At 71.2% G+C, this 25,805-nt stretch carries 24 protein-coding genes; 14 read left to right on the top strand and 10 right to left on the bottom strand.

Features of this window, described 5'->3' with window-relative positions; genetic code table 11:
* Positions 1-124 precede the first annotated feature (124 nt).
* From HS109_03350 to HS109_03335, 4 genes are all read left to right on the top strand, one after another.
* Entirely contained in the window at positions 125-2,179 is a 2,055-nt protein-coding gene (locus HS109_03350; protein ID MBE7521404.1) for an elongation factor G, read from the top strand.
* Positions 2,180-2,525: 346 nt separating this feature from the next.
* Positions 2,526-2,882, top strand: a complete 357-nt coding sequence (locus HS109_03345) for a winged helix-turn-helix transcriptional regulator (GenBank protein ID MBE7521403.1) — start codon at positions 2,526-2,528, stop codon at positions 2,880-2,882.
* Positions 2,879-3,322, top strand: a complete 444-nt coding sequence (locus tag HS109_03340) for an SRPBCC domain-containing protein (protein ID MBE7521402.1) — start codon at positions 2,879-2,881, stop codon at positions 3,320-3,322. The genes HS109_03345 and HS109_03340 overlap by 4 nt, the downstream gene beginning before the upstream one ends.
* Positions 3,323-3,419: 97 nt before the next feature.
* Positions 3,420-3,767 carry a GFA family protein gene (locus tag HS109_03335; GenBank protein MBE7521401.1) on the top strand — a complete coding sequence of 116 codons (348 nt, stop codon included), beginning with the start codon at positions 3,420-3,422 and terminating at the stop codon, positions 3,765-3,767.
* A 47-nt stretch (positions 3,768-3,814) separates the two neighbouring features.
* Here HS109_03335 and HS109_03330 read toward each other — a convergent pair whose 3' ends face one another.
* Positions 3,815-4,225, bottom strand: a complete 411-nt coding sequence (locus tag HS109_03330) for a BON domain-containing protein (GenBank protein ID MBE7521400.1) — start codon at positions 4,223-4,225, stop codon at positions 3,815-3,817.
* 256 nt (positions 4,226-4,481) lie between these two features.
* Between HS109_03330 and HS109_03325 the strand changes: the two genes are divergently transcribed.
* The 6 genes from HS109_03325 (at position 4,482) to cysC (ending at position 10,146) form a co-directional block, all read left to right on the top strand.
* The gene (locus HS109_03325; GenBank protein ID MBE7521399.1) at positions 4,482-5,033 is read left to right on the top strand and encodes a YqgE/AlgH family protein; all 552 of its coding nucleotides are present in this window, start codon (positions 4,482-4,484) and stop codon (positions 5,031-5,033) included.
* Complete coding sequence (ruvX, locus tag HS109_03320) at positions 5,014-5,472, top strand: Holliday junction resolvase RuvX (GenBank protein MBE7521398.1); 459 nt, start codon at positions 5,014-5,016, stop codon at positions 5,470-5,472. Before HS109_03325 ends, ruvX begins: the two co-directional genes overlap by 20 nt.
* Positions 5,462-5,986: a bifunctional pyr operon transcriptional regulator/uracil phosphoribosyltransferase PyrR gene (pyrR, locus tag HS109_03315; protein ID MBE7521397.1), complete on the top strand. Its 525-nt coding sequence runs from the start codon at positions 5,462-5,464 to the stop codon at positions 5,984-5,986. The genes ruvX and pyrR overlap by 11 nt, the downstream gene beginning before the upstream one ends.
* Before the next feature lie 16 nt (positions 5,987-6,002).
* Positions 6,003-6,965, top strand: a complete 963-nt coding sequence (locus HS109_03310) for an aspartate carbamoyltransferase catalytic subunit (GenBank protein ID MBE7521396.1) — start codon at positions 6,003-6,005, stop codon at positions 6,963-6,965.
* A gap of 4 nt (positions 6,966-6,969) precedes the next feature.
* Positions 6,970-8,244, top strand: a complete 1,275-nt coding sequence (locus tag HS109_03305) for a dihydroorotase (GenBank protein MBE7521395.1) — start codon at positions 6,970-6,972, stop codon at positions 8,242-8,244.
* Positions 8,245-8,382: 138 nt separating this feature from the next.
* Positions 8,383-10,146, top strand: coding sequence for an adenylyl-sulfate kinase (gene cysC, locus HS109_03300; protein ID MBE7521394.1), 1,764 nt, complete (start codon positions 8,383-8,385; stop codon positions 10,144-10,146).
* 91 nt (positions 10,147-10,237) lie between these two features.
* Here cysC and HS109_03295 read toward each other — a convergent pair whose 3' ends face one another.
* The 3 genes from HS109_03295 to argA form a co-directional block, all read right to left on the bottom strand.
* Complete coding sequence (locus tag HS109_03295) at positions 10,238-10,831, bottom strand: peroxidase-related enzyme (GenBank protein MBE7521393.1); 594 nt, start codon at positions 10,829-10,831, stop codon at positions 10,238-10,240.
* A 60-nt stretch (positions 10,832-10,891) separates the two neighbouring features.
* The gene (locus tag HS109_03290) at positions 10,892-11,164 is read right to left on the bottom strand and encodes an oxidative damage protection protein (protein ID MBE7521392.1); all 273 of its coding nucleotides are present in this window, start codon (positions 11,162-11,164) and stop codon (positions 10,892-10,894) included.
* Between the two features lie 110 nt (positions 11,165-11,274).
* Positions 11,275-12,579, bottom strand: coding sequence for an amino-acid N-acetyltransferase (argA, locus tag HS109_03285; protein MBE7521391.1), 1,305 nt, complete (start codon positions 12,577-12,579; stop codon positions 11,275-11,277).
* 161 nt (positions 12,580-12,740) lie between these two features.
* Here argA and HS109_03280 point away from each other — a divergent pair, with 161 nt between their 5' ends.
* Entirely contained in the window at positions 12,741-14,984 is a 2,244-nt protein-coding gene (locus tag HS109_03280; protein ID MBE7521390.1) for a UvrD-helicase domain-containing protein, read from the top strand.
* Positions 14,985-15,230: 246 nt separating this feature from the next.
* Here the strand turns inward: HS109_03280 and HS109_03275 are convergent, their stop codons facing one another.
* From HS109_03275 to HS109_03255, 5 genes are all read right to left on the bottom strand, one after another.
* Positions 15,231-16,934 (bottom strand): SulP family inorganic anion transporter, encoded by a 1,704-nt coding sequence (locus tag HS109_03275; GenBank protein MBE7521389.1) that lies wholly within the window; start codon positions 16,932-16,934, stop codon positions 15,231-15,233.
* 11 nt (positions 16,935-16,945) lie between these two features.
* On the bottom strand, positions 16,946-17,821 hold the full coding sequence (locus HS109_03270) for a hypothetical protein (GenBank protein ID MBE7521388.1): 876 nt from the start codon (positions 17,819-17,821) through the stop codon (positions 16,946-16,948).
* Positions 17,818-18,771 (bottom strand): homoserine kinase, encoded by a 954-nt coding sequence (locus HS109_03265; protein ID MBE7521387.1) that lies wholly within the window; start codon positions 18,769-18,771, stop codon positions 17,818-17,820. The genes HS109_03270 and HS109_03265 overlap by 4 nt, the downstream gene beginning before the upstream one ends.
* Positions 18,772-18,822: 51 nt before the next feature.
* Positions 18,823-19,188 carry a DUF2782 domain-containing protein gene (locus HS109_03260; protein ID MBE7521386.1) on the bottom strand — a complete coding sequence of 122 codons (366 nt, stop codon included), beginning with the start codon at positions 19,186-19,188 and terminating at the stop codon, positions 18,823-18,825.
* A 170-nt stretch (positions 19,189-19,358) separates the two neighbouring features.
* Positions 19,359-19,994 carry a TIGR00730 family Rossman fold protein gene (locus tag HS109_03255; protein ID MBE7521385.1) on the bottom strand — a complete coding sequence of 212 codons (636 nt, stop codon included), beginning with the start codon at positions 19,992-19,994 and terminating at the stop codon, positions 19,359-19,361.
* Between the two features lie 91 nt (positions 19,995-20,085).
* Between HS109_03255 and polA the strand changes: the two genes are divergently transcribed.
* Positions 20,086-22,854, top strand: coding sequence for a DNA polymerase I (gene polA, locus HS109_03250; protein MBE7521384.1), 2,769 nt, complete (start codon positions 20,086-20,088; stop codon positions 22,852-22,854).
* A gap of 19 nt (positions 22,855-22,873) precedes the next feature.
* On the top strand, positions 22,874-23,749 hold the full coding sequence (locus HS109_03245; GenBank protein ID MBE7521383.1) for a hypothetical protein: 876 nt from the start codon (positions 22,874-22,876) through the stop codon (positions 23,747-23,749).
* A 9-nt stretch (positions 23,750-23,758) separates the two neighbouring features.
* Here the strand turns inward: HS109_03245 and HS109_03240 are convergent, their stop codons facing one another.
* Positions 23,759-24,577: a hypothetical protein gene (locus HS109_03240; protein ID MBE7521382.1), complete on the bottom strand. Its 819-nt coding sequence runs from the start codon at positions 24,575-24,577 to the stop codon at positions 23,759-23,761.
* Between the two features lie 155 nt (positions 24,578-24,732).
* Here HS109_03240 and HS109_03235 point away from each other — a divergent pair, with 155 nt between their 5' ends.
* Complete coding sequence (locus HS109_03235) at positions 24,733-25,701, top strand: VTT domain-containing protein (GenBank protein MBE7521381.1); 969 nt, start codon at positions 24,733-24,735, stop codon at positions 25,699-25,701.
* The last annotated feature ends 104 nt before the right edge of the window (positions 25,702-25,805 follow it).

Below are 25,805 nucleotides of genomic sequence, written 5' to 3'. Positions count from 1 at the left end.
GCTACCATGGACGCGACCCGACGCCCCGGAAGCCCTTGGGCGGGCATCCCGAGCCCGCGCGGGCTCCTGCGTCCCCGAGTACCGGCATCACCGCGAACCCCCATCCCAGGCAACGGAGGAGACCATGGCGGACTACGCCACCCCCAGCATTCGCACCGTGGCTCTCGTGGGCCACGGCGGCTGCGGCAAGACGACGCTCGCCGAGGCGCTGCTCGTCAAGGCCGGAGCCATTCAGCAGGCCGGCAGCGTCGAGAAGGGCACGACCGTGTCCGACTTCGACCCGCTCGAAAAGCAGTACCTGCATTCGCTGCGCGCGTCGATGCTCCACCTCGACACGCCCGAGGCGCGCGTTCACCTGATCGACACGCCCGGATTCCCCGACTTCATCGGTCAGGCGATCGGCGCGCTCGACGCGGTCGAGACCGCCGCGGTGGTCGTCAATGCGTCGACCGGCCTCGAGATGATCACCTCGCGCATGATGCAGTGGGCGGCCGAGCGGCACCTGTGCCGGATCGTGATCGTCAACCGGATCGACGCGGAGAACGTCGACCTCCCCGCGGTGCTCGCGTCGATCCGCGCCGCGTACGGCAGCGAGTGCCTGCCGATCAACCTTCCGGCCGACGGCGGCAAGCGCGTGGTCGACTGCTTCTTCAACCCTTCCGGCGAGGCCGATTTCTCCTCGGTCGCCGAGGCGCACCAGGCGCTGGTCGACCAGGTGATCGAGGTCGACGAGGACCTGATGGCGAAGTACCTCGAGCAGGGCGAGTCGATCGAGGCGGAGCAACTGCACGCGCCGTTCGAGAAGGCGCTGCGCGAGGGCCACCTCGTGCCGGTGTGCTTCGTGTCGGCGCGCACCGGCGCGGGCGTCGCCGAACTGCTGGACGTGCTGGTGAAGCTCGGGCCGAATCCGTCGGAGGGCAATCCGCCGATGTTCACCAAGGGCGAGGGCGCCGCGGCCGTCGAGTTCCGCTCCGAACCCGATCCGACGAAGCACGTGCTCGCGCACGTGTTCAAGGTCGTCGTCGATCCGTTCGTCGGCAAGCTCGGCGTGTTCCGCGTCCACCAGGGGACGATGACGAAGGACACGCAGCTCTACGTCGGCGAGAGCAAGAAGGCGTTCAAGGTCGGCCACCTGCTGATGCTGCAGGGGGGCAAGCACGTCGAGGTCGACCGAGCGGTGCCGGGCGACATCGCGGCCATCGCGAAGGTCGACGAGATCACCTTCGACTGCGTGCTGCACGACTCGCACGACGAGGACCGCATCCACATGGCGCCGCTCGCGTTTCCGAAGCCGATGCACGGCGTCGCGATCGCGCCGAAGCGCCGCGGCGACGAGCAGCGGCTCTCCGACGTGCTGCACAAGATGTGCGCCGAGGACCCGACGCTCGCGGTCGAGCACGACACGACGCTGAACGAGACGGTGCTGCGCGGCCTGGGCGAGTTGCACCTGCGCTCGACGCTCGACCGGATGGCGAGCCAGTTCAAGCTCGAGGTCGAGACGCGCCCGCCGCGCATTCCCTACCGCGAGACGGTCACCGGCAAGGCGGAAGGCCACCACCGGCACAAGAAGCAGACCGGCGGCGCGGGCCAGTTCGGCGAGGTGTACCTGCGCATCGAGCCGCTCGCCCGCGGCTCGGGCTTCGAGTTCGTCGACGAGGTGAAGGGCGGCACGATTCCGACGCAGTTCATCCCGGCGGTGCAGAAGGGCGTCGAGCAGGTGCTCACCGCCGGCCCCGTGGCGGGCTTTCCGCTGCAGGACGTGCGCGTGATCGTCTACGACGGCAAGAGCCATGCGGTCGACAGCAAGGAGGTCGCGTTCGTGTCGGCGGGCAAGAAGGCGTTCCTCGACGCGATCTCGAAGGCGCGGCCGATCGTGCTCGAGCCGATCGTGAACCTCGAGGTGCACTGCCCGGCCGAGAAGATGGGCGACATCGCGGGCGACCTCTCGTCGCGGCGGGGGCAGGTGACCGGCACGCAGTCGCTCGCCGCGGGCGCGCTCGCGGTGATCGGCACCGCGCCGCTCGCCGAACTCGACGGCTACGGGTCGCGTCTCAAGGCGTTCACCGGCGGCCATGGCAGCTACACGATGGCGCTCGCGCGCTACGAGCAGGCGCCGCCCAACGTCCAGCAGCAGCTCGCCGCCGAGTACGCGAAGCACCGGAAACACGAGGAGGATTGATCGCGGCAGGCCGGAGCGCTCGCTGCGGCCCGCGTGATGCGGGGGTGGATTCGTGCCGCAACCCCGGACTGGATCGCCGTGAGGATCTGACCCCTCGGGCAACGAAGCGTCGGCCTGAAGGCCGACCTACGGGATGAGTTGTGGGTCGGGCTTCAGCCCGACAAGCGCGACGCCTGGTGGGTCGGGCTTCAGCCCGACGGGATGTGTGCCGATGCGACGGAACAGCGTCGGCCTGAAGGCCGACCTACGGGTTGAGCTGTGCTCCTGCCCGACCTCCTCGCCGTCGGAACCCCGTTCCCGTTCGCACCGCTTGACAAGGCCTTCGCATCGAAATATATTCACCCACATGGGTGAATATCAATCGAGCCGCCTCGACGCAACTCTGGGTGCACTCGCCGACCCGACGCGCCGCGCGATCCTCGCGCGGCTCGCCCGGTGCGACGCGCGCGTGACCGACCTCGCGGCGGCGTTCCCGATTTCGCTCAACTCGACCTCGAAGCACATCCGCGCGCTGGAGCGGGCGGGGCTCGTCCGGCGCACCGTGCGCGGGCGCGAGCACCTGCTGTCGCTCGACGCCGCTCCGCTCGCCGAGGCCGCTGCCTGGATCGAGCACTACCGCGCGTTCTGGGAAGCGCGGCTCGAAGCGCTCGACACCTACGTCACCCGGGGCGCGAAACGCCCGCCACGAAGGAGAACACGATGAGTTCTACCGCAGTCGCAGACAAGCTGGTCGTCCGCCGCACGATCGCGGCGCGCGCGCAGGACCTGTTCGACGCGTGGCTCGACCCGAAGGCGCTCTCCGCGTGGATGCGCGCGGACCCGTCGCGGCCAAGCGATGTCACGCTCGACGCGCGCGTCGGTGGCGCGTTCGAGATCGTCATGCACATGCCGGGGCAGTCGGTGCCGCATCGCGGCGTCTTCGCGACGATCGAGCGCCCCCATCGCCTCGTGTTCACCTGGAACTCGCCCTACGCGGGCGACCACGGTTCGCTCGTTACGGTAGACTTCCTCGCGCGGACCGGTGGTACCGAGGTCGTCGTCACGCACGAGAAGCTGCCGACCGAGGTCGCGGTCGGCGAGCACCGCGAAGGCTGGACCGCGTGCCTCGAGGGGCTCGCGCGATTCGCCCTGCGCAACGCCTGACGACTTCGGGGCGGGCCACGGGTGCGGAGCGCGGGAATCGCTCCCGTGGCTGCTCGATCGCCGCGCGAGCGTCGGCGCAACGCAACGGAGCATACGCATGACCTACGAAGGAAGCTGCCACTGCGGGCGCGTCGCGTTCCGCGTCGAAGGAACGCTCGACGGGGCGGTCGAGTGCAACTGCTCGATCTGCCGCCGCAAGGGAATCCTGATGTGGTTCGTGCCGCGCGCGTCGCTGACCTTGTCGACGCCCGACGAGAACGCGAGCACCTACAGGTTCCACAAGCACGTCATCGCGCACCGGTTCTGCCCGGTGTGCGGCATCCACGTCTACGGCGAGGCGCCCGGCCGCGACGACACGCCGACGGCCGCCGTCAATATCCGCTGCCTCGAGGGCATCGACCTCGACGCGATCCCGGTTACGAAGTTCGACGGCCGCTCGCGCTAGCGCCGTCCGCTCCGCGGGCAACGCCCGATGCGGCGGCGCGCGGGCGATCAGGGCACCGGCCGCCGCGGTGGCGGAACACGAACCGGAACGCTGCGCGTCTCGTTGAAGACGCGCACGACGCGCGGCAGCCCGCGCACGAATTCCTCGAGCGCGAAGCGCTGCGCGGCGTCGCGCACGCAGCCCTGCAGCGTTACCCGGCCGCGCGAGGTGGTGAGCCACACCGAGGCGGAGGCGAAGCGCGGGTCGGCGGCGATCGCCGCGCGCGCCGCCTCGTTGATCTCCGGGTCGCGCCGGTACGCGCCGCCCGGCTCGCAGGCGCCTTCCATCGCGCAACGGGTGCCACGCTCGGCGCGCGCGTGCGCCGAGCGCTCCACCTGCTCGCGCGTCATCAGCGGCGGTGCGGGCGCGGGGCAATGCGGATGGCCGCCCGTCGCCTGCGCGAACGGGTCGAGTTGCACGAGCGCATCGGCGGCGTCCGCCGGCGGCCATGCGGCGAGCCACGACGCGAGGATCGCGATGACCGGCGTGCGCGCGCGTATCAGTGTTGATCCTTCGTCTTGCCTCGACCGGGAGGCCCGGATGCTCGTTCCGCGGGAAGGCGGGGCGCCATCGTCGGAAATCGACGATCCAGCCGTCGGCAGTACCCTCGGCCGGACGTCGCATTGTCCGGCGGAGTCGGGGCGATTACAATGCGTCACCGTGGGTACGACCGCGATGAACCTGACCCACCACTTCCTGATCGCCATGCCCGCCATGGCCGATCCGCATTTCGCCCATACCCTGACGTTCGTCTGCGAGCACAACGAGGACGGCGCGCTCGGCATCGTCGTCAACCGTCCGATCGAGATGACGCTCTCCTCGCTGTTCGAGCAGATCGAGGTCGAGCTGCCCGACACGCCGCTGTCGCGCTCGCCGGTGCTCTACGGCGGCCCGGTGCAGATGGACCGCGGTTTCGTGCTGCACCGTCCCCTCGGCAACTGGCAGTCGACGCTCGCGGTGTCCGACGATCTCGGCCTCACGACCTCGAAGGACGTCCTCGAGGCGCTCGCGCGAGGCGAAGGCCCGCGCGACGTCCTCGTGTCGCTGGGCTACGCCGGATGGTCGGCGGGCCAGCTCGAGCAGGAGCTCGCGCAGAACGCGTGGCTCACCGTCGACGCCGACGCCGACGTGCTGTTCGGCGTGCCGGCGGATCGGCGCCTGCCCGCCGCGATGTCGAAGCTCGGCATCGACTTCTCGCGCCTCTCCGATGGCGCCGGGCACGCCTGACCTCGCGTCGGGCGCCGCGGCGCTCGCCGACGGCACCGTGCTCGCATTCGATTTCGGTACCCGCCGCATCGGCGTGGCGGTGGGCGACCTCGCGACTCGCCTCGCGCACCCGCTCGCGACGATCGAGCGCGAACGCGACGCCGAGCGCTTCGCGGCGATCGCCGCGCTCATCGCGGAGTGGCGACCGTCGCGCCTGGTCGTGGGTCTGCCGGTCCACGCCGACGGCACACCGCACGCGATGACCGAGCAGGCGCGCCGCTTCGGCCGCAGGCTCGCCGGACGCACCGGGCTTCCGATCGACTACGCGGACGAGCGGCACACGACGCTCGCGGCGTCCGCGCTGCTGGACGAGGCGGGCGTGTCCGGCCCGCGCGCGCGCGCGGTGCGCGACCGCGTCGCCGCGCAGGCGATCCTGCAGGGGTGGCTCGATGACCGCTGATCCGCCCGGCGTGCACCTCCCCGACGCGGAAGCCGCGCTCGAAGCGCTCGCGGCGAGCATGCGCGCCGGTGTCGCGCACGACGCGGCGTTCGTCGGCATCTATTCCGGCGGCGCCTGGCTCGCCGAGCGGCTCGCGCGGCTCGTGCCGGGCGAGCATCCGGTCGGGTTCATCGACGTGTCGTACTACCGCGACGACTACGCGTCGAAGGGGTTGAAGGCCGGCGTGCGCCGCAGCGAGCTGCCGTTCGACGTCGCGGGGGCGTCGATCGTGCTGATCGACGATGTGCTCTACACCGGGCGCTCGACCCGCGCGGCGATCAACGAGCTGTTCGACTACGGTCGGCCCGCGTCGATCGAACTCGCGGTCCTCGTCGACCGCGGCGGGCGCGAGCTCCCGATCGAACCCGCCTACGTCGGCGCGCGCGTGGCCTGCGCGAGTTCGCTGTCGATCGAACTCACGCGCGGCGACGACGGCCGGCTCGCGCTCGGCGTCGAGCCGTTGGCCGGCCGATGAGGCCGCGTCCGTGACGATGGGCCGCAATCCCCAACTCGGAGCGGACGGCAGGCTCGTCCACCTGCTGACGCTCGAAGGGCTGCCGGCGGCGACGATCCAGTCGATCCTCGACGCGGCCGAACCGTTCGCCTCCATCGGCGAGCGCGAGGTGAAGAAGGTGCCGCTGATGCGCGGCAAGGCGGTCTTCAACCTGTTCTTCGAGAACTCGACGCGCACCCGCACCACGTTCGAGATCGCGGCCAAGCGGCTGTCGGCCGACGTGATCAACCTCAACATCGGCGCGTCGTCGACGTCGAAGGGCGAGACGCTGCTCGACACGATCGACAACCTGGTCGCGATGAACGCCGACATGTTCGTCGTCCGCCACGCGCAGTCGGGCGCGCCGCATCTCATCGCGAGCCACCTGCTCTCGACCGGGAAGCACCACGTGCACGTCGTCAACGCCGGCGACGGCCGGCACGCGCATCCTACGCAGGGACTCCTCGACCTCTACACGATCCGCCACTACAAGCGCGACTTCCGCGCGCTGACGGTCGCGATCGTCGGCGACGTCCTGCACTCGCGCGTCGCGCGGAGCCTCATCCACGGCCTGACGACGCTCGGCACGCCGGAGGTGCGCGTGATCGGCCCGCGGACGCTCCTGCCCGCGCGGGTCGAGGGCATGGGCGTGCGCGTGTTCCACGACATGCGCGCCGGGCTCGCCGACTGCGACGTCGTGGTGATGCTGCGGCTGCAGAACGAGCGGATGAAGGGCGCGCTGCTGCCCTCGTCGGGCGAGTATTTCAAGCACTACGGACTCACCGACGACAAGCTCGCGCTCGCGAAGCCGGATGCGATCGTGATGCACCCCGGGCCGATGAACCGCGGGATCGAGATCGATTCGCCGGTCGCCGACGGCGCGCGCAGCGTGATCCTGCCGCAGGTCACCTTCGGCATCGCGGTGCGGATGGCGGTGATGAGCATGGTCGCGGGAGGCTGAGCGAATGCGGATCGCGATCCTCCACGGCCGCGTGATCGATCCGGTGATGCGCACCGACCGGGTCGCGCCGGTGTATCTCGACGACGGCCTCGTCGCCGCGGTCGGCGCCGCGCCCGCGGGTTTCCACGCGGACCGGACGATCGAGGCGTCGGGCCTCGTCGTCGCGCCGGGCTTGATCGACCTCAACGCGCGGCTGCGCGAGCCGGGTCAGGAACACAAGGCGACGCTCGATTCCGAACTGCGCGCGGCGGTCGCCGGCGGCGTCACGCGCCTCGCTTGCCCGCCCGACACCGATCCTCCGCTCGACGAACCGGGGCTGGTCGAGATGCTGACGCGGCGCGCGCGACACGCCAGTCGCGCGCACGTGCATCCGGTGGGCGCGCTCACCGCGGGGCTCGCGGGGGCGGCGCTGACCGAGATGGGCGAACTCGCCGACGCCGGCTGCGTCGCGTACTCGCAGGGCGACGCCCCGCTGCCCGACGCGCTGGTGATGCTCCGCGCGATGCAGTACGCGGCGACCTTCCGCCATCGCGTGTGGCTGCGGCCGCAGGAGGCGAGCCTCGCGCGCGGTGGCGTCGCGCACGAGGGCGAACTGTCGACGCGCCTCGGACTGCCCGCGGTGCCGTCCTGCGCCGAGACCGTCGCGCTCGCCACGATCCTCGCGCTCGCGCGCGAGACCGGCGTGCACGTGCACCTGCAGCGGCTGTCGACGGCCGAGGGCGTGGCGATGGTGCGCGACGCGAAGCGCGCCGGACTCGCGCTCACCGCCGAGGTCGCGGCGCACCACCTGCACCTGTGCGACATGGACATCGGATGGTTCGACGCGCAGGCGCGCTTCGATCCGCCGCTCCGCGGCACGCGCGACCGCGCGGCGCTGCGCGCGGGACTCGCCGACGGCACGATCGACGTGGTGTCCTCCGACCACGCGCCGGTCGACGACGATGCGAAGCAGGTGCCGTTCGGCGAGGCGGAGCCCGGCGCGACCGGCCTCGAACTGCTGCTGTCGCTGACGCTCAAGTGGGCGGAGGAGGAGCATGTCGCGTTGCCGGAGGCGCTCGCGCGCGTCACCTGCGCGCCCGCGGCGATCCTCGGCGTCGCGGCGGGCCGCATCGCGGCGGGCGCGGTCGCGGACCTGTGCGTGTTCGACCCGACGGCGTACTGGCGCGTCGAGCGCAAGGCGCTCGCGAGTCAGGGCAAGAACACGCCGTTCCTCGGGCACGAACTCCCCGGGGTCGTGCGGTTCACGCTGGTCGATGGAGCCATCGTCCACGAGGCCTGACGCCGGCAGGCGCCGCGGTCGCCTTGCGTCTTCCGCCATCCGGGGCGCTCGACGTCAACCCGCGGAATCGCGAGGTAAGATGCGGTCCCGTTCCGCCGCGGCGGAACGTGACGCCCGCCTTCGCGCCCCGTTCCCACGATGACTGCGATGACCCGTGACCCGATGACCGTGCTGCCGTTGCTCTGCGTCGTCGGCATGCCCGGGCGGGGCCGGACCGCGCTGGTTCGCGCGCTCCACGACCAGCCCGGCGACGCGCTGGCGGGGCGCAGGGCGACGGCGGCGTCGCAGTTGCATACGGCGTCGCGCCGGTGGCTCGTCGTCGACGCGGCGGGCGAGGGCGAACTGCTGCGCGAACTCGTGCGCGGCGGCGTCGAGTCGCCGACGGCGCTCGTCGTGGTCGACGTGCTCGATCCGTGCGCGGCGTGGGTCGCCTCGACCCTCGCGGCGTTGAAGCTCCTGGGCCTGCGCGACGCCGTCGTCGCGGTGAACCGGTTGGACACGGCGAAGTGGCGCGAGGACGACTACACCGCGGCGAGCCGGGCGCTCGTCGCCGCGCTCGCGCCGCTCGCGTTGCGCGCCTGCGCGATCGTGCCGGTCTGCGCGGCGACCGGGGCGAACGTGGGTGCTCGCGCCGATGCCGCGTGGTGGACCGGTCCGACGCTCGTCGACGCGCTCGACACGCTCCCGGCCTTCGTTCCGCGCGCCGGCGGGCCGCTGCGCTTTCCGGTCGAGGACGTCCTCGCGAGCGGGGAGCGCCGCATCGCCGTCGGACGCGTCGCCTCGGGGACGATCGCCGCGGGGCAGGAGGTGCTGATCCTGCCGGGCAATCGCTCCACGCAGGTCGAGACCTTCGCCGGCAGCGAAGCTGCGCGTGCGAGCGCCACGATCGGCGAGCAGGCCAGCGTCGCGCTCGCGGCGGGCGTGCCGGTCGAGCGCGGCGATCTCCTGTGTTCGCCCGAAGCGCCGCCCAAGCTCACGGCGGTGTTCGACGCGGAAGTCCGCTGGCTCGGCCCCGGCGACCTCGCGAACGGAAGCCCGCTCGTCGTGCAGGCCGGCGCGCGCGACGTGCGTGCGCATGTCCTCTCGATCCACCATGCGCTCGACGCGTCGGGCGCGCATCGTCCGGCGGCGGCGCTCCGCGAGGGCGACATCGCGCGCATCACGGTCCGCTGCGAGACCGCCATCGCCGTCGACGACGCGAAGACGCTGCCTGCGACCGGGCGTTTCCTGCTCGCAGACGCGGATGAGATCGTGGGCGTCGGCGTGATCGACGCGTCGGGTTATCCGGACCAGCGGCGCACCCGTCCCGCGAGCGGAGCGGTCGTGCCGGTGCGCCACCAGATCTCCGCGGGCGAGCGCGGCGCGAGGGCGGGACACCACGGAGCGGTCGTCTGGCTGACCGGCCTGTCGGGCGCCGGCAAGTCGACGCTGGCGATCGCGCTCGAGCGCCGGCTGTTCGACCTCGGCTGGCAGGTCTACACGCTCGACGGCGACAACGTGCGCACCGGACTCAACGCGGACCTGGGGTTCAAGCCGGAGGATCGGCAGGAGAACCTGCGCCGGGTCGGCGAGGTCGCGGCGCTGTTCGCCGACGCGGGCATCGTCTGCGTCACCGCCTTCATCTCGCCCTACCGCGACGAACGCGCGCGCGCGCGCACGGCCGCCGGCGCGCGTCCGTTCGTCGAGGTGTGGGTGCGTTCGCCGCTCGAAGAGTGCGAGCGGCGCGATCCGAAGGGGCTCTACCGGAAGGCGCGCGCGGGCGCGCTCAAGGACTTCACCGGCATCGACAGTCCCTACGAGCCGCCCGACTCGGCCGACCTCGTGATCGACACCGAGCACCTCGACATCGAGGCGTCGACGCGGATGCTCGTCGACTTCGTGGTCGCGCGGTGCAAGGCGTGACCGCGAGCGGACAGGAGTCGGGCGAGCGCGGGCGTACGCTGCGGCGATTCCGGCGGCGGCGCATGTCGCGCCGATGCCGGCCCGCGGAGGTTCAACTCCTGGATTTGTCGCGGGGCAGGCGCCCGAGCAGGTAGAACTCGTCGTTCGGCCGCATCGACGTCAGGTTCGCGAGGCGGTTCGACATGCCGAAGAACGCGGCGATCGCGCCGATGTCCCAGATGTCCTCGTCGCCGAAGCCCTGTGCGCGGAGCGCCTCGAAATCCGCATCGTCGAGCGAGGCGCTGTCGACGGCGACCTTGAGCGCGAAATCGAGCATCGCCTTCTGGCGCGGCGTGATCTCCGCCTTGCGGTGGTTGACCGCGACCTGGTCGGCGACGCGCGGGTTCTTCGCGTGGATCCGCAGGATCGCGCCGTGCGCGACGACGCAGTACAGGCAGTCGTTCGCGCCGGACGTCGCCACGACGATCATCTCGCGCTCGGCCTTGCTGAGCCCGCCTTCCTTCTCCATCAGCGCGTCGTGGTAGGCGAAGAACGCGCGGAACTCGTCGGGGCGGTGCGCGAGCGTGAGGAACACGTTCGGCACGAAACCGGCCTTCTCCTGCACGGCGAGGATCCGCGCGCGCAGGTCCTCGGGCAGGTGCGCGAGTGCCGGAACGGGGAAGCGGCTGATCGGCGGGGTGCTCATGGCATCGTGCGCGACACGGAGATGATTCGCGGGAAACTCGCGGCGGCGGTCGCGCGATCGCTACGCCGCCGGGGGCACGTAACCCGCGGGCATCTCGGCGCCGCCGCCGAAGAAGTGCTTCTCCATCTGCTCGGCGAGCCACTTGCGCGCGCGCGGATCGGCGAGCGAGAGGCGGTTCTCGTTGACGAGCATCGTCTGGTGGCGCAGCCATTGCTGCCACGCCTCCTTCGACACGCTCTCGTAGAGCCGCTTCCCGAGTTCGCCGGGATACGGGGGGAAGTCGAGTCCCTCGGCGTCGCGGCCGAGCTTCACGCAGTGGACGGTACGGGCCATGGCGGATCCTCGCGAAGTGAATGCGGCCCGCGCGGCCCGATCGACGGGCGCGGCGCGAACGGCGATGCCCCCGATTCTACCCGCTGCCGGCCCGCGGGCCGGCATGGGCCTCACAGGGCCTTGCGGTAGACCTGCGAGTTGCGCTGGTAGTTGTAGAGCGCGCGCTTCTCCTTCGGCAGGTCGGAGACCGCCACCGGACGAAAGCCGCGCTCGAGGAACCAGCCCGCGGTCCGTGTGGTGAGCACGTACAGCGCGGTCAGGCGGTGCTTGCGGGCGCGCGTCTCGATCTCCTGCATCAGCGCCTCGCCGTAGCCTTCACGCCGGAAGTCCGGGTGCACCGCCAGCGCGGCGAGTTCGCCCACGCGCTCCTCGGGAAACGCGTAGAGCGCGGCGCAGCCGATGATCTGGTTGTCGTACTCGGCGACCACGAAGCGCTCGATTTCGGCCTCGAGGCGCTCGCGCGAGCGGCGCACCAGGACGCCCTGTTCCTCGAGCGGTCCGATGATCTGCAGGAGTCCCTGCACGTCGTCGATCGTGGCGTTGCGCAGGTGCGCGAGCGGCGCCGACGAGATCATCGTGCCCACGCCGTCGCGCGTGAAGAACTCGAGCAGCAGCGCACCGTCCATGTGGCGCGACAGGAAGTGCGCGCGCGCCACGCCGTTGTCGCAGGCGCGGACCGCGCAGGGCAGGTAGTGCCGGACGTCCTCGGGAAGGTTCCTGTCCTTCGCGAGCAGCGTCTCGGCGTCGCGGGTCGAGAGGTCGGTGAGCAGGCGCTTGCGGCCGTTGCGCACGCCGTCGTTGTCGATCAGGAACACGAGCTTCTGCGCGTTGAGCCGGACCGAGACCTGCATCGCGACTTCCTCGAGCGCGAGGTTGAAGAGTTCGCCGGTCGGCGAGTAGCCGAGCGGGGAGATGAGCACGATGTCGCCGTCGTCGAGCCGCTGCTGGACCGCCTCGGTGTCGATCCGGCGCACCTCGCCGGTGAGCTGCATGTCGACGCCGTCGACGACGCCCATCGGCTTCGCCGTGATGTAGTTGCCCGACGACACGCGGTTGTAGGCACCGGCCATCGGCGAGTTCGCCATGCCGAGCGAGAGCATCGCCTCGATGCGGCTGCGCACCTGCCCCGCGGCCTCCAGCACGCAGTCCATCGTCTCGGTGTCGGTGACCCGCAGGCCCTTGTGGTAGCGCGACGGCAGGTGCTGCTGCGCGAGGATCGCCTCGATCTGCGGGCGCATGCCGTGCACGACGACGAGCCGGATGCCGAGGCTGTGCAGCAGGTTCAGGTCGTGGACGATGCCGAGGAACGACTCGTCGGCGACGACCTCGCCGCCGAACGCGATCACGAAGGTCTTGCCGCGGAACGCGTAGACGTAGGGCGCGGCGGCGCGCATCCACTGCACGAAGCCGCGCATGGCGGCGGAGCGTGCGTCGGGCGGTCGGGAGGGGTCGCGGGCCATCGGCGGATCGAAGGACGCGCGATTATAGCCTTCGCGCTCGCCTATAATCGGGCTGCCGCGCCGTCGCGTTCCCCCCGCGCGCGGCGCCTCCCGCCGCCGCCCGGCGGGCCGGCCCGATGCCCAGCCCGCTCCTCGCCGACCTCAACCCCCGCCAGCACGAAGCGGTCACGCTGCCGCACGCTTCCGCGCTGGTGCTCGCGGGCGCCGGCAGCGGCAAGACGCGCGTGCTGACCACGCGCATCGCGTGGCTCATCGCCACCGGCCAGGCCTCGCCGCTGTCGATCCTCGCCGTGACGTTCACCAACAAGGCCGCCCGCGAGATGCTGCTGCGGCTCTCCGCGCTGACGCCGGTGTCGGTGCGCGGCATGTGGATCGGCACCTTCCACGGCCTGTGCAACCGGATGCTCCGTGCGCACCACCGCGACGCCGACCTGCCGCAGCTCTTCCAGATCATGGACACGGCGGACCAGCTCGCGCTGATCAAGCGCCTGTACAAGGCGCACGGGCTCGACGACGAGCGCTATCCGCCGCGCGAGCTCGCCTGGTTCATCGCGAGCGCCAAGGAGGCGGGCCTGCGCCCGCAGGCGGTCGAGGCCGGCGACGCGTTCGCGCGTGCGCGGGTCGAGCACTACGCGCTCTACGAGGCGATGTGCCGGCGCGAGGGCGTCGTCGACTTCGCCGAACTCCTGCTTCGGAGCTACGAGCTCCTCGCCGGCCACGACGCGATCCGCGAGCACTACCAGCGCCGCTTCTCGAATCTGCTGGTCGACGAGTTCCAGGACACCAACGCGCTGCAGTACCGCTGGCTGCGCCTTCTCGCCGGCCCCGAGGCGGCGGTGTTCGCGGTGGGCGACGACGACCAGTCGATCTACGCGTTCCGCGGCGCCAACGCCGCGAACATGCAGCACTTCGAGCGCGACTTCGGGCGGCCGGACCGCCCGGTCCGCCTGGTGAAGCTCGAGCAGAACTACCGCTCGCACGGCAACATCCTCGACGCGGCGAACGCGCTGATCCGCCACAACCGCTCGCGGCTCGGCAAGGAGCTGTGGACGAGCGAGGGCAAGGGCGAGCCGATCCGCGCGTTCGCCGCGCCGACCGACCTCGACGAGGCCGCGTTCGTCGTCGACGCGGTCAAGGGCATCGCCGACGAGGGCGTGCCGCTCTCCGAGATCGCGCTCCTCTACCGGTCGAACGCGCAGTCGCGCGTCCTCGAGCACGCGCTGTTCAACGCGGGACTGCCCTACCGCGTCTGGGGCGGGATGCGTTTCTTCGAGCGCGCCGAGGTCAAGCACGCGCTGGGCTACCTGCGGCTCGTCGCCTCGCCGGAGGACGACGGCGCGTTCCTGCGCGTGGTCAACTTCCCGCCGCGCGGCATCGGCGCGCGCACGCTCGAGCAGTTGCAGGACGAGGCGCGCGGGCGCGGCACGAGCCTGTGGCAGGCCGCGGCGAGCGGTGCCGTCGGCGGCAGGGCCGGCACGAGCCTCGCTGCGTTCGTGCGCCTCATCGAGAAGCTTCGCGCGGAGACCGCCGCGCTGCCGCTCTTCGAGGCGGTCGCGCAGGTGAACGAGGCATCGGGCCTCGTCGCGCACTACCGTGCCGAGAAGGACGGCGAGGACCGGATCGGGAACCTCGAGGAACTCGTCAACGCCGCGCAGGGCTTCGTGCGCGAGGCGGAGATCGCGAGCGATGCGCCGATGATCGGGGAGCGCGTGGACGCCGACGCGCCGGTGCCCTCCGACGGGCCGTCCGAAGGCGCGACCGATCCGCTGACCGCGTTCCTCGCGCACGCCGCGCTCGAGGCGGGCGAGACGCAGGAGGCGGAGGGCAGGCCGGCGCTGCAGTTGATGACCGTGCACTCGGCGAAGGGCCTCGAGTTCCACACGGTGTTCGTCACCGGGCTCGAGGAGGGCCTGTTCCCGCACGAGAACAGCCTGAACGAGATGGACGGGCCCGAGGAGGAGCGCCGGCTCATGTACGTCGCGCTCACGCGCGCCCGGCGGCGGCTCTACCTGACGCACGCGCAGTCGCGCATGCTGCACGGCCAGACCCGCTGGCACGTCGCGAGCCGGTTCCTCGACGAACTCCCGCGCGAACTCGTCGCCTGGCTCTCCCCCGCGCGCACGCGCTACGGCGCGATCGACGTCGACGAGGCCGAGTGGGGCAAGCCGCGCCATGTTCCGGTGCCGGAGACGAACGCGCCCGGCTGGCGGATCGGCCAGAACGTGCGCCACGCCAAGTTCGGCGTGGGCGTGATCGTAGGCGCGGAAGGGCGCGGCAGCGACGCACGCGTGCAGGTCAACTTCCGCGAGGTCGGCGTCAAGTGGCTCGCGCTCGAGTACGCGAAGCTCGAGGCGGCGTAGGACGAACCGCTCCACCGGTGCGTGGAGGCGATGCGGTTTCGCATAGCGCGCTGTCGGTTGCGCACCCGCCTTGCCGCCCCCAGGGGGCAGACGCGATCCCGACAGGAAACTTCGGGGCCTATCGACCGCCGGTCGGATTGATGTCCAGCCGGCTGCATGGGTCCCGGATCAGCCCGCGCATCCTGTCGGCGACTTGATCGACAACGCGAACGCCGACGCCACGGCAGCGCCTCGCCGCGAGGCCGTTCAGCGCGAACCGCCTTTCGCCGCGAAATAGTCGTCGACCGCCGCCGATGCCGACGGGAAGAACCGCTCGTGGGCGGCGTCGTGCCCGGCGAGCATCCGGTGGATCTGCTCGCGCAACGGGCGGTTCGCGCGCGCGAACCGCAGGTCGATTCCGCGACCTTCGAACTCGTCGTGCAAGTCGGTGAGCACGTCGGCGGCGGTGACGTCGATCTCCCACACCGCCTGCAGGTCGAGGACGACGACGCGCGTTTGCGGATCGGCCGCGTAGACCACCTCGCGGATGCGGCCGGCGACGTGATTCGCGTTCGCGAACACGAGCGGCGCGTAGAGGCGGTAGACGACGGCGCCGGGCGTCGGCTCTCCCGGCTCGTCCTCGTCGAGGTCGTGGAAATGGGTGTCTCCGGGGCGTCGGCGCAGCACCGCGTCGCGCGGACGCGCGACCTCGACCAGCACTTCGAGGAACGCGAGCGCGACGCCGATCAGTATGCCGGGGAGCACGCCCAGCACGAGCACGCCGATCGTGACGCCCATCGCGATGGCGAACGCGTGCCGCTCGAGCCGCCACAGCACGCGCAGGCCGCGAAGGTCCAGGAGGTGGATGCCCGCCGCGACGAGGATCGCCGCGAGCGCGACGCGCGGCAGCCATGCGAGGAACGGCGCGAGAAACAGGGCGAACGCGGCGAGGAGGACGAGCGCGACGAGCTGGGTCCGCTGCGACATCGACCCGGCGGCATCCGCGGTGATCGAGCGCGACCCGCTCGCGCCCACGTTGAAACCTCCGGCGAGTCCGGCGGCGACGTCGGCGGCGCCCAATGCGCGCAGCTCCGCGCCGGCATCCACCGATTCGCCGCGCCGCTCGGCGAGCGTGCGGGCGAGCAGCGCGCCTTCGGCGAAGGTGAGGAAGGCGAGCGCGAGCGCGCCGCCGGCGAGGTCGCGGACGTCGGCGACCGACACGTCGGGGAACGCCGGCGCCGGCACGCCCGGGGCGATGGCGGGAAGCATCGCGACGCCGTGTTCGCGCAGCGAGAAGGCGACCTCCGCCGCGACCGCGATCGCGCAAGCGACGAGCGCGCCCGGCAAGCGCGGGACCCAGCGACGGCACATGAGCAGCACGACGACCAGCGTGGCGCCGAGCGCGAGCGTCGGCATGTGGGCGGACGGCAGCGCGCCGATCGCCTCGATCGTGCGCGCTCCGAACGTCTCCTTCTCGAGGTTCACGCCGAGGAGCGCGCCCAACTGCGAGACGATCAGCACCAGTGCGGCACCGTTCGCGTAGCCGACGAGCACCGGCCGCGCGAGCGCGTCGGCGGCGAGACCCAGTCCGAGGCGCGCGGCCGCCACGAGCGCCACGCCGGTCATGATGGCGACGAGCGAGGCGAGCGCCGCCGTGCGCAGCGGATCGCCCATGGCCAGCGGGGCGACGATGCTCGCCGCGAGGAGCGCGATCGTCGTGTCCGGGCCGACGATCACCCGGCGTGACGGCGTGAGGAGCAGGTAGACCGCCATCGAGCCGATCGCCGCGTAGAGCCCCGCCGCGGCGGGCAGGCGCATCAGCTCGGCGTAGGCCAGCACCGACGGGATCATCACGACCGCGACCGCGGCGCCCGCGAGCGCATCGACGCGCCAGGCGCCGGGCGTCGGATCGAGGATCTGCGCGAGCCCGGGGAGCACGCGACGCCAGAGCGCGGATGCCGTCGCCGCCATCGCGGAGGGTGTCAGTCGCGCAGCGACCCGGCCGTCGGCGTGAGCGGTGCGAGCGTCTCGCCGGCGTGGAACACGTCGCGGTAGCTCACGTAGTCGGACACGTGCAGTGTCGCGGCGAAGAAGAACGCGAAGGGCATCAGGAGCGCGATCGCGAGGACCGCGATCGCCGACGGCGGAAGCACGGCCGAGATGAGCGCCAGGGCGAGCGCGGGCAGGAGCCCCCCCACGGCGAACACCGTGAAGCCGTAGAAGACGAGCGGCCGCCAGTTCGCGAGCGCGGCCTTGAGCGAGTAGCCGAGCGCGGCGGGCGCCGGCAGGTCCTGGAACACGACGAGACCGGGGGCGAACCAGAGCGCCGCCAGCGTCGGCAGCGCGACGACGATCGCGAAGAGCATCGCGAGCACCGTGCGCGGATCGCGCAGCGTCGCGGCGAGCGTGGCGGCCCAGGTCTCGCGCGCCTCGCCCGACGCCGGCGCCGGCGAGGTGAGCGCGTCGAGCAGCTTGCCGCCGTCGACCACCATCGTCGACAGCACGGCGAGCGTGATGCCGGCGACGAACACGGCGCCCAGCACGAGCAGCGCCGCGAGGTTCGAGCGGAAGCCGAGGAAGAGATCGCGCACGCGCGGTGAACCGCCGCGCTCCTGCGTCCAGGCGGCGGCGAGGAAGCCCACGGCGAACACCGGCTTGACCAGCGGCACCGCGAGCTGACCGACGAACGGCACGAGTTCGATCGCCATCATCACCATGTAGTAGGTGGCGAGCATGAAGAGCCAGGGTACGCGGGCGCGCGAGAACAGCGTCCAGGCCTGGCGCAGCCACGCGACGCCGCGCCGCGCCTCGTGCACCGTGAAGACGACGTCGCGCGGCGTGTCCACGTCGCGGCTCATGCGGCGTCCGCGACCGGGAGCGACGGCGTCTCGGTCACGCGGTGCGCGAGAATGCGCTCGAAGACGGCGGGGTCGTGCGCATGCACCAGCTCGCCCGGCCGCGGCAAGTGGAGATCGTAGAGGCGCGACAGCCAGAACCGCAGCGCAGCCGCACGCAGGAGCGTCGGCCAGTGCGCGCGCTCCTCGCCCGTGAGCGGACGAAGCGCCTGGTAGCCGCCGACGAACGCGCGCATGCGTTCGGAATGGATCGCTCCGTCCGGTTCGCTGCACCAGTCGTTCACCGCGATCGCGAGGTCGTAGGCGAGGAAGTCGGTCGCCGCGAAACCGAAGTCGATGATGCCCGCGACCTTGCCCTGAGCGAACAGCACGTTGTCGCGGAAGAGATCGCCGTGGATCGCGGCCTTCGGCAGCGTCATGCGGCCGGCGGCGGCCTGGTAGGCGAGCTCGGCGTCGAGCAGGTTCGCCTGCGCCGCGTCGAGGAACGGGCGCACGGAGCGCGCCGCGCGACGCCACCACGCGGGACCGCGCCGGTTCGCGAGCCGCGCGCGGTAGGTCTGCGCCGCGAGATGCAATCGCGCGAGCGCGCCGCCGATCTCGATGCAGTCGTTCACGCCGGGGACGAGGTGCGCCTCGCCGTCGATGCGGTCGACGAGGCTCGCGGGCTTGCCGCACAGCATCGAGAAGTACGCGCCGCTGCGGTCGGCCGACGGCGCGGGAACGGCGACGCCGGCGCGCGCGAGATGCGCCATCAGGTTCAGATAGAACGGCAGCTCGTCGGCGGGCAGGCGCTCGTAGAGCGTGAGCACGTAGCGACCGCGCTCGGTGGTCACGAAGTAGTTGGTGTTCTCGATGCCCGAGCGGATGGGATCGCAGGCGAGCAGCCGCCCGAGCGGATAGCGGGCGAGCCAGGCGTCGAGATCCTCGGCCGAGACGGTCGTGTAGACGGACATGCGGCAACGCGCGCGGTGCGCGTCGTGATCAGCGGCGGCCCTCGCGGGCGCTCACCACGAGAACAGTTGCCACTGGGGCACGCTCAACGAGTTGTCGAGGCTGTTGCGCCGGAGGAAACCGGTGCCGTCGCGGTTCGGAACGAGGAAGTAGGGCGGGCCGCCGCGCGGCGTCACCCGGACGTACTGGAGCACCCCGCCGACGCGGACTTCCTCGGTGCTCTCGCGGTCCTTGTGCGTGATCGTGACCTGCTGCTCGAGATCCGGATCGCTCGAGAACGACGGAGGCGGCACCGGCGCCGCGGCGTCGCCCGTGGCGGGCGGCAGCGGCGGTGGCGGCGATACCTGGGCGTACGCCGCGCCCGCGGCGACGCCCAGCACGAGCACGAGTGCGGCGGCGAGGCGGACGAGGGGGTGCATGTTCGGGTCGCTTCGCGGCGAGGAGGCCAACCCGATTCTAGCATCGGGCGTCCCGACCCTCCGTCGCCTTGCGGGAACCCCGCAACGGCGCTCGACGCGCCGCCACCGGAAACACCACCGCCTCTGTCACCTGTCACCTGTCACCTGTTACCTGTTGCCTGACTCCTGAACTACAGATTCAGCATCCGCTGCCGCTCCTCCTGCGTCGGCTGGAAGCCGCGGCCCTCGTAGAAGCGGAAGATCGCCTCGACGATCGCATCCGGGTCGTCGATCGTCTGCATGAGGTCGAGGTCGTGCTCGCCGACCATGCCTTCGCCGACCAGGTGCGCACGCATCCAGTCGACGAGTCCCGTCCAGAACGACGACCCGACGAGGATGATCGGGATGCGCCGCGTCTTGCCGGTCTGCACGAGCGTGAGGCATTCGGAGAGTTCGTCGAGCGTGCCGAAGCCGCCGGGCAGGACGACGTAGGCCGACGCGAAGCGGACGAACATCATCTTGCGCGAGAAGAAGTACAGGAAGTCGAGCGAGACGTCCTGGGCGCTGCGGTCGCCCTTCTCGTGCGGCAGGTTGATGTTGAGCCCGACCGAGGGCGCGCGGCCCGCGTGCGCGCCGCGGTTGGCCGCCTCCATGAGGCCGGGGCCGCCGCCCGAGATCACGGCGAATCCCGCGTCGGAGAGCTTGCGCGCGATCGCGTGCGTCTTCTCGTAGTAGGGATGGCCCTCGCGGATGCGCGCGCTGCCGAACATCGACACCGCGGGGCGTATGCCCTGCAGGCGCTCGGTGGCCGAGACGAACTCTGCCATAATTCCCAGCACCCGCCACGCTTCCTGCCCGTTCGACGAATACCTCGCCTGCGGGTCGATGACCGGCGGAATTTTCGGAGTCGTCTGTCGCGTGCCCAAGCTCGTCCTCGTCGACGGTTCGTCGTACCTGTACCGCGCGTTCCACGCGCTGCCGGACCTCCGCACGCGTTCGGGTGAACCGACCGGCGCACTGCGGGGCGTGCTGTCGATGTTGCGCCGGATCGTCGACGACGACAAGCCGGACTTCTTCGCCGTCGTCTTCGACGCACCCGGCAGGACGTTTCGCGACGACCTCTATCCGGAGTACAAGGCGAACCGGCCGCCGATGCCCGACGACCTGCGCGCGCAGATCGAGCCGTTGCACTCGCTGGTGCGCGCGCACGGCTGGCCGCTCCTCGCGGTCGAAGGGGTCGAGGCCGACGACGTGATCGGCACGCTCGCCAAGGCGGCGAAGCGGCAGCGCATCGACACGACGATCAGTTCGTCGGACAAGGACCTCGCGCAACTCGTCGAGCCGGGCATCACGATCGTCAACACGATGAGCAACGAGACGCTCGACGAAGCCGGTGTGCTCGCGAAGTTCGGCGTGCGGGCCGACCAGATCCTCGACCTGCTGACCCTGACCGGCGACGCGGTCGACAACGTGCCGGGCGTCGACAAGGTGGGCCCGAAGACGGCGGCCAGGTGGCTCGGCGAGTACGGCACGCTCGACAACCTGGTGAAGCACGCGGGCGAGGTCGGCGGCAAGGTGGGCGAGAACCTGCGCGCGGCGCTCGGCTGGCTGCCGAAGGGACGGGAGCTCCTCACCGTCCGCACCGATTGCGACCTCGACGTCGGGCCGAAGGACCTCGTGCCCACGGCTCCGGACGGCGCGCGACTCGAGGAGCTCTACGAGCGCTACGGATTCCGGAGCTGGTTGCGGGAAGTCGCCGGCGGTCCCTCCGCGGGCATGCCCGCGGATGCGGCCGGCGCGATCGCGGCGCGCGCGGCGAAGGACGACACGCGTCGATTCGATCCGGGAGCGGCGGCCGGCACGCCGAAGGGCAAGCCCGCCGACCTCGCCTACGAGTGCGTGCTCGACGCGATGGCGTTCGAGCGCTGGCTCGCCGAAATCCGCAGGGCGCCGCTCGTGGCGTTCGACACCGAGACGACGAGCCTCGACCCGATGGCCGCGGAGATCGTCGGATTGTCGTTCGCGGTCGCGCCGGGCCGCGCCTGTTACGTGCCGGTCGGCCATCGTTACGCGGGAGCGCCCGACCAACTCTCGCGCGACGAGGTGCTGGGCGCGCTGCGCGGCTGGTTCGCCGACCGCAAGCGCGCGAAGCTCGGGCAGAACGTCAAGTACGACGAGCACGCGCTCGCGAACCACGGCATCGCGCTCGACGGCGTCGCGCACGACACGCTGCTCGAGTCCTACGTGCTCGAGGCGCACCGGCCGCACGACATGGACAGCCTCGCGTGGCGCCACCTCGACTGGAAGACGATCGCGTACGCCGAAGTCGCCGGCAAGGGTGCCGCGCAGATCGGCTTCGACCAGGTGCCGCTCGAGCGCGCGACCGAGTACTCGGCCGAGGACGCGGACGTCACGTTGCGGCTCCACGAGACGATGTTCCCCGCGCTCGCGGCCGACCCGAAGCTCGAGGCCGTCTACGCGAAGATCGAAATGCCGGTGCGCGAGGTGTTGTTCCGCATGGAGCGCGCCGGTGTGCTGGTCGACGCCGATCTCCTGCGCGCTCATGGCCGCACGCTCGGCGAGCGCGTGATGGCCCTCGAGCAGAAGGCGTTCGAACTCGCCGGCGGCCCGTTCAATCTCGCGTCGCCGAAGCAACTGGGCGAGATCCTGTTCGAGCGGATGGGCCTGCCGGCGGCGAAGAAGACCGCGACCGGCCAGCCGTCGACCGACGAGGAGGTGCTCCAGGAACTCGCGGCTGACTATCCGCTGCCGAAGGTGCTGCTCGAGCACCGCGCGCTGGCGAAGCTCAAGTCGACCTACGCCGACAAGCTGCCGCAGATGGTCGACCCGCGGACCGGGCGCGTGCACACGACGTTCTCGCAGGCGACCGCGGTGACCGGCCGGCTCGCGTCGTCGGACCCGAACCTGCAGAACATCCCGGTGCGCACCGAGGAGGGGCGGCGTATCCGCGAGGCGTTCATCGCGCCGCGGGGCCACGTGCTGGTGTCGGCCGACTATTCGCAGATCGAACTGCGCATCATGGCGCACCTGTCGGAGGATCCGGCGCTGGTGCGCGCGTTCCTCGCGGGCGAGGACATCCACCGCGCGACCGCCGCGGAGATCTTCGGCGTGACGCCGAAGGAGGTGAGCGCGGACCAGCGCCGTTACATCAAGGCGGTGAATTTCGGCCTGATCTACGGTATGGGCGCCTTCGGCCTCGCTCAGCAGCTCGGCATCGAGCGCAACGCCGCGCAGCAGTTCATCGACAAGTACTTCCAGCGCTACCCTGGTGTCGCGCTGTACATGCAGAAGACGCGCGAGGAGGCCCGCGAGCGGGGTTACGTCGAGACCGTCTTCGGCCGCCGTCTGTGGCTCACCGACATCAAGGCCGGTGGCGGGCCGCGCCGCGCGGCGGCGGAGCGCGCGGCGATCAACGCGCCGATGCAGGGCACGGCGGCCGACCTCGTGAAGCTCGCGATGATCGCGGTCGACGCCTGGATCCGGCGCGAGAAGCTCGCGACCACGCTGATCCTCCAGGTCCACGACGAACTCGTGCTCGAGGTGCCGGAGCTCGAACTCGCGCGCGTGAAGCGCGAACTGCCGGAGCTCATGACCGGCGTCGCGAAGCTGTCGGTGCCGCTCGTCGTCGACGTGGGCGCGGGACCCAACTGGGAGCGCGCGCACTGACGCGCCGGGAGTCCGAGCGATGCCCTTCGAACCGGCCAGCCCCTTCGACGTCGCCGTCGTGATGTTCACCAAGCGCACCGGTGTGCTCGCGACCGCGGTGCGCTCGGTGTTCGCGCAAGCGTTCGCCGGGCGCGTGCAGATCGTCGTCGGCGTCGATGGCGCGCAGGGCGACCGCGCGGCGCTCGCGGCGCTCGCGCGCGAGGTCCCGCCCACGATGCGGCTCACCGTCGTCGATCCCGGCTACTCGACCGCGCGCTCGCGCGGCGGCCTCTACGCGCCGGAAGCCGGCGGGTCGCTGCGGGCGGCGCTCACGCTCCTCGCGAACGCGCGGCATGTCGCGTACCTGTCGGAGTTCGGACGTTACGCGCCCAACCATCTCGAACTGCTTCGCGGCGCGATCGGCGACAAGGCCTGGGCATTCACCGAGCGCTGGTACGTCGATGCGCGGTCGGGGCAGGTGATCTGCCGCGACGCCTGGGAGTCCGTCGGGCCGAACCTGGGCATCTACGGCAGGAGCGAAGGCGGCTTCGTCGCGGCGGACGCGCTCCTGGTCGACAAGCTCGCCTGCCACGGCGCGTTGCTCGCCTGGACCGAGGCCGACGCGCAGGGACGCGGCGAGGACCGCCGCTTCTTCCGCGCCATCAAGGGCCTGCCGCATGCATCGACCGGCGAGCCCACCGTCTACTCGGGCATCTTCCTCGAGGCGCAGCACCCGTTCATCCTCGCGCAGTTTCGCGCGAGCGGCGTGATCCTGGAACGCCTGATGACCGTGACACCGGAACTCAAGGCGGAAGTGGAACGCGCGCTGGCCGCGCAGCGCGACCATGCGGCCGGCGTGCGCAACACGCTGTCGGTGCAGGGTGTCGATTTCGTGAAAGGCAAGGGCGGCGGCTGACCGCCCGGATCACGCGTCGAAAGTCTCGCGCCAGCTCGCGTACCAGCTTCCGGTCATGACCGGGATCAGCACGAGGAAGCCGAGCGCGATCGGGATCGCGGCGACGATGCACAGGCCGATCAGGATGAGGCCGTAGACCGCCATCGCTCCGAGGTTCTGCCAGCAGGCGCGAAAGCTCTTCTTCATCGCGTCGATCGGCTCCTCGCCGTTCAGCGCGACGAGCGCCGGCGCGAACCAGCAGGCCATCGACACCAGCGCCGTGCCGATCAGCGCGATCGGCATCACGATGAACATCGAGAGACCGAAGGACTTCATCATCGCCATGGCCATCTGCGACGAGTCGGAGGTCAACGCGGAGAAGAGGCCCGCTCCGCCCGCGACGCCCACGATCGCCGCGATCGCGACGACCCAGATCACGAACATCGCGGCGAGGTAGACGAGGCCGATGATGAGGAGCGGCATGAAGCGCTCGCCGGAGAAGCCCTCGAAGAGGCTCGCGAGCGTCAGCGGCCGGCCCTTCGCGAGCCCATGGCAGGCGAGCGCGAGGCCCCCGCCGAACACCGGCCCGAGCACCGATTGCGCCAGGTTGCCGAGGATCGGGACGAGGGTCAGCGCCGCCATGATCAGGAACAGCACGACGGTGATGAGCAGCCACACGCCCGGCGCGGCCTTGAAGACCTGCCAGCCTTCGCTCCACCAGGCCGCTCCCCGGCCCGCGGAGAGCGAGCGCGGCTCGCGCTTGCCGGGTCCGGAGGGTGCGGGCCCCGCGCGCGGCGGCTGAGGTGCGGAGGGCAGCGGCTTCGCTCCGGGTTGGGTGACCTCGTCCATCGTGGATCCTCCTGGACGATACGGTAGCACGCGCCGTGTGCGGATCGAAACATCGGGCGTCGGCCGCGGCGATGCCTGCGGCAGCGCCGCAGCAGGGGTTGTGTTGCGCGCCCCCCGGCCCCAATCTCTCCGGTCCGCCTTCGCTCGCGTTCCGCATGGATGCCCTGTCCGCCTCGCTCGACCGCTACGGCGTCCCGCTCGTCGGGCTGAACGTGTTCCTCCAGCAACTCGGATTGCCGATCCCGGCGGTGCCGACGATGATCGTCGCCGGCGCGATGGCCGCCGCGTCTCGACTGTCGACGCCCGGTGTGTTCGCGCTGTCGGTCGTCGCGTCGGTCGTCGCGGACCTCGTGTGGTTCTGGGCCGGGCGACGCCATGGCTACAAGGTGCTCAAGTTCCTGTGCCGGGTCTCGCTGTCGCCCGACGCGTGCGTGCGGCAGACCGAGGGCATCTTCGAGCGCTACGGCTTCTTCTCGGTCGTCGTCTCGAAGTTCGTGCCGGGATTCTCGACCGTGGCACCGCCGATGGCCGGTGCATTGCGGATGCCGTTCGGATCGTTCATCGGTGCGGCAGTCGCGAGCGCCGCGCTGTGGGTGGGCGCGGCGATGGGGGCGGGCTGGCTGTTCTCGCGTCAGGTCGATGCGCTGCTCCGGTGGATGGCGGACAACGCTCCGTTGGCGGCAGCGCTCGTCGGCGCGCTCCTCGCGCTCTACATCCTGTACCGGGCCTGGCAGCGCTGGCGACTCGCGCGTTTCGTGCTCGCGTCGCGCATCACGGTGGACGAACTCGCGACCATCCTCGACACCCGGCGCCCGGTGCATCTGGTCGACGTCGGTTCGAAGCTCGCGCATGACCATCGGCCGCGCATTCCGGGAGCCGTGCTGCTCGACCTCGACGAGATCGATCGCGCGGCGGGAGACTTTCCATCCGACCGCGACATCGTCCTGTATTGCGCCTGTCCGAACGAGGAATCCGCGCGCCGCGCCGCGCAGATCCTTCATGCACGCGGATTCAGGCGCGCACGGCCGCTCGCGGGCGGACTCGATGCGTGGATCGCGTCGGGTCGAAAGGTGGAGGAGCCCGCCGCGGCGATCGTCGTCGAACGCCCGAAGCGCGCAGCCTAATCGAAGGGGTCAGGATTCAAAGGGGTCAGACTCGATTGCTCAAGTGAGCAATCGAGTCTGACCCCTTTGACGAGCAATCGAGTCTGACCCCTTTGACGAGCAAT

This window comes from Burkholderiales bacterium (assembly GCA_015075645.1).
Lineage (GTDB): Bacteria > Pseudomonadota > Gammaproteobacteria > Burkholderiales > Casimicrobiaceae > VBCG01.
Note: the sequence above shows the minus strand (reverse complement) of the source record. Positions and strands in the feature narration are given on the sequence as shown.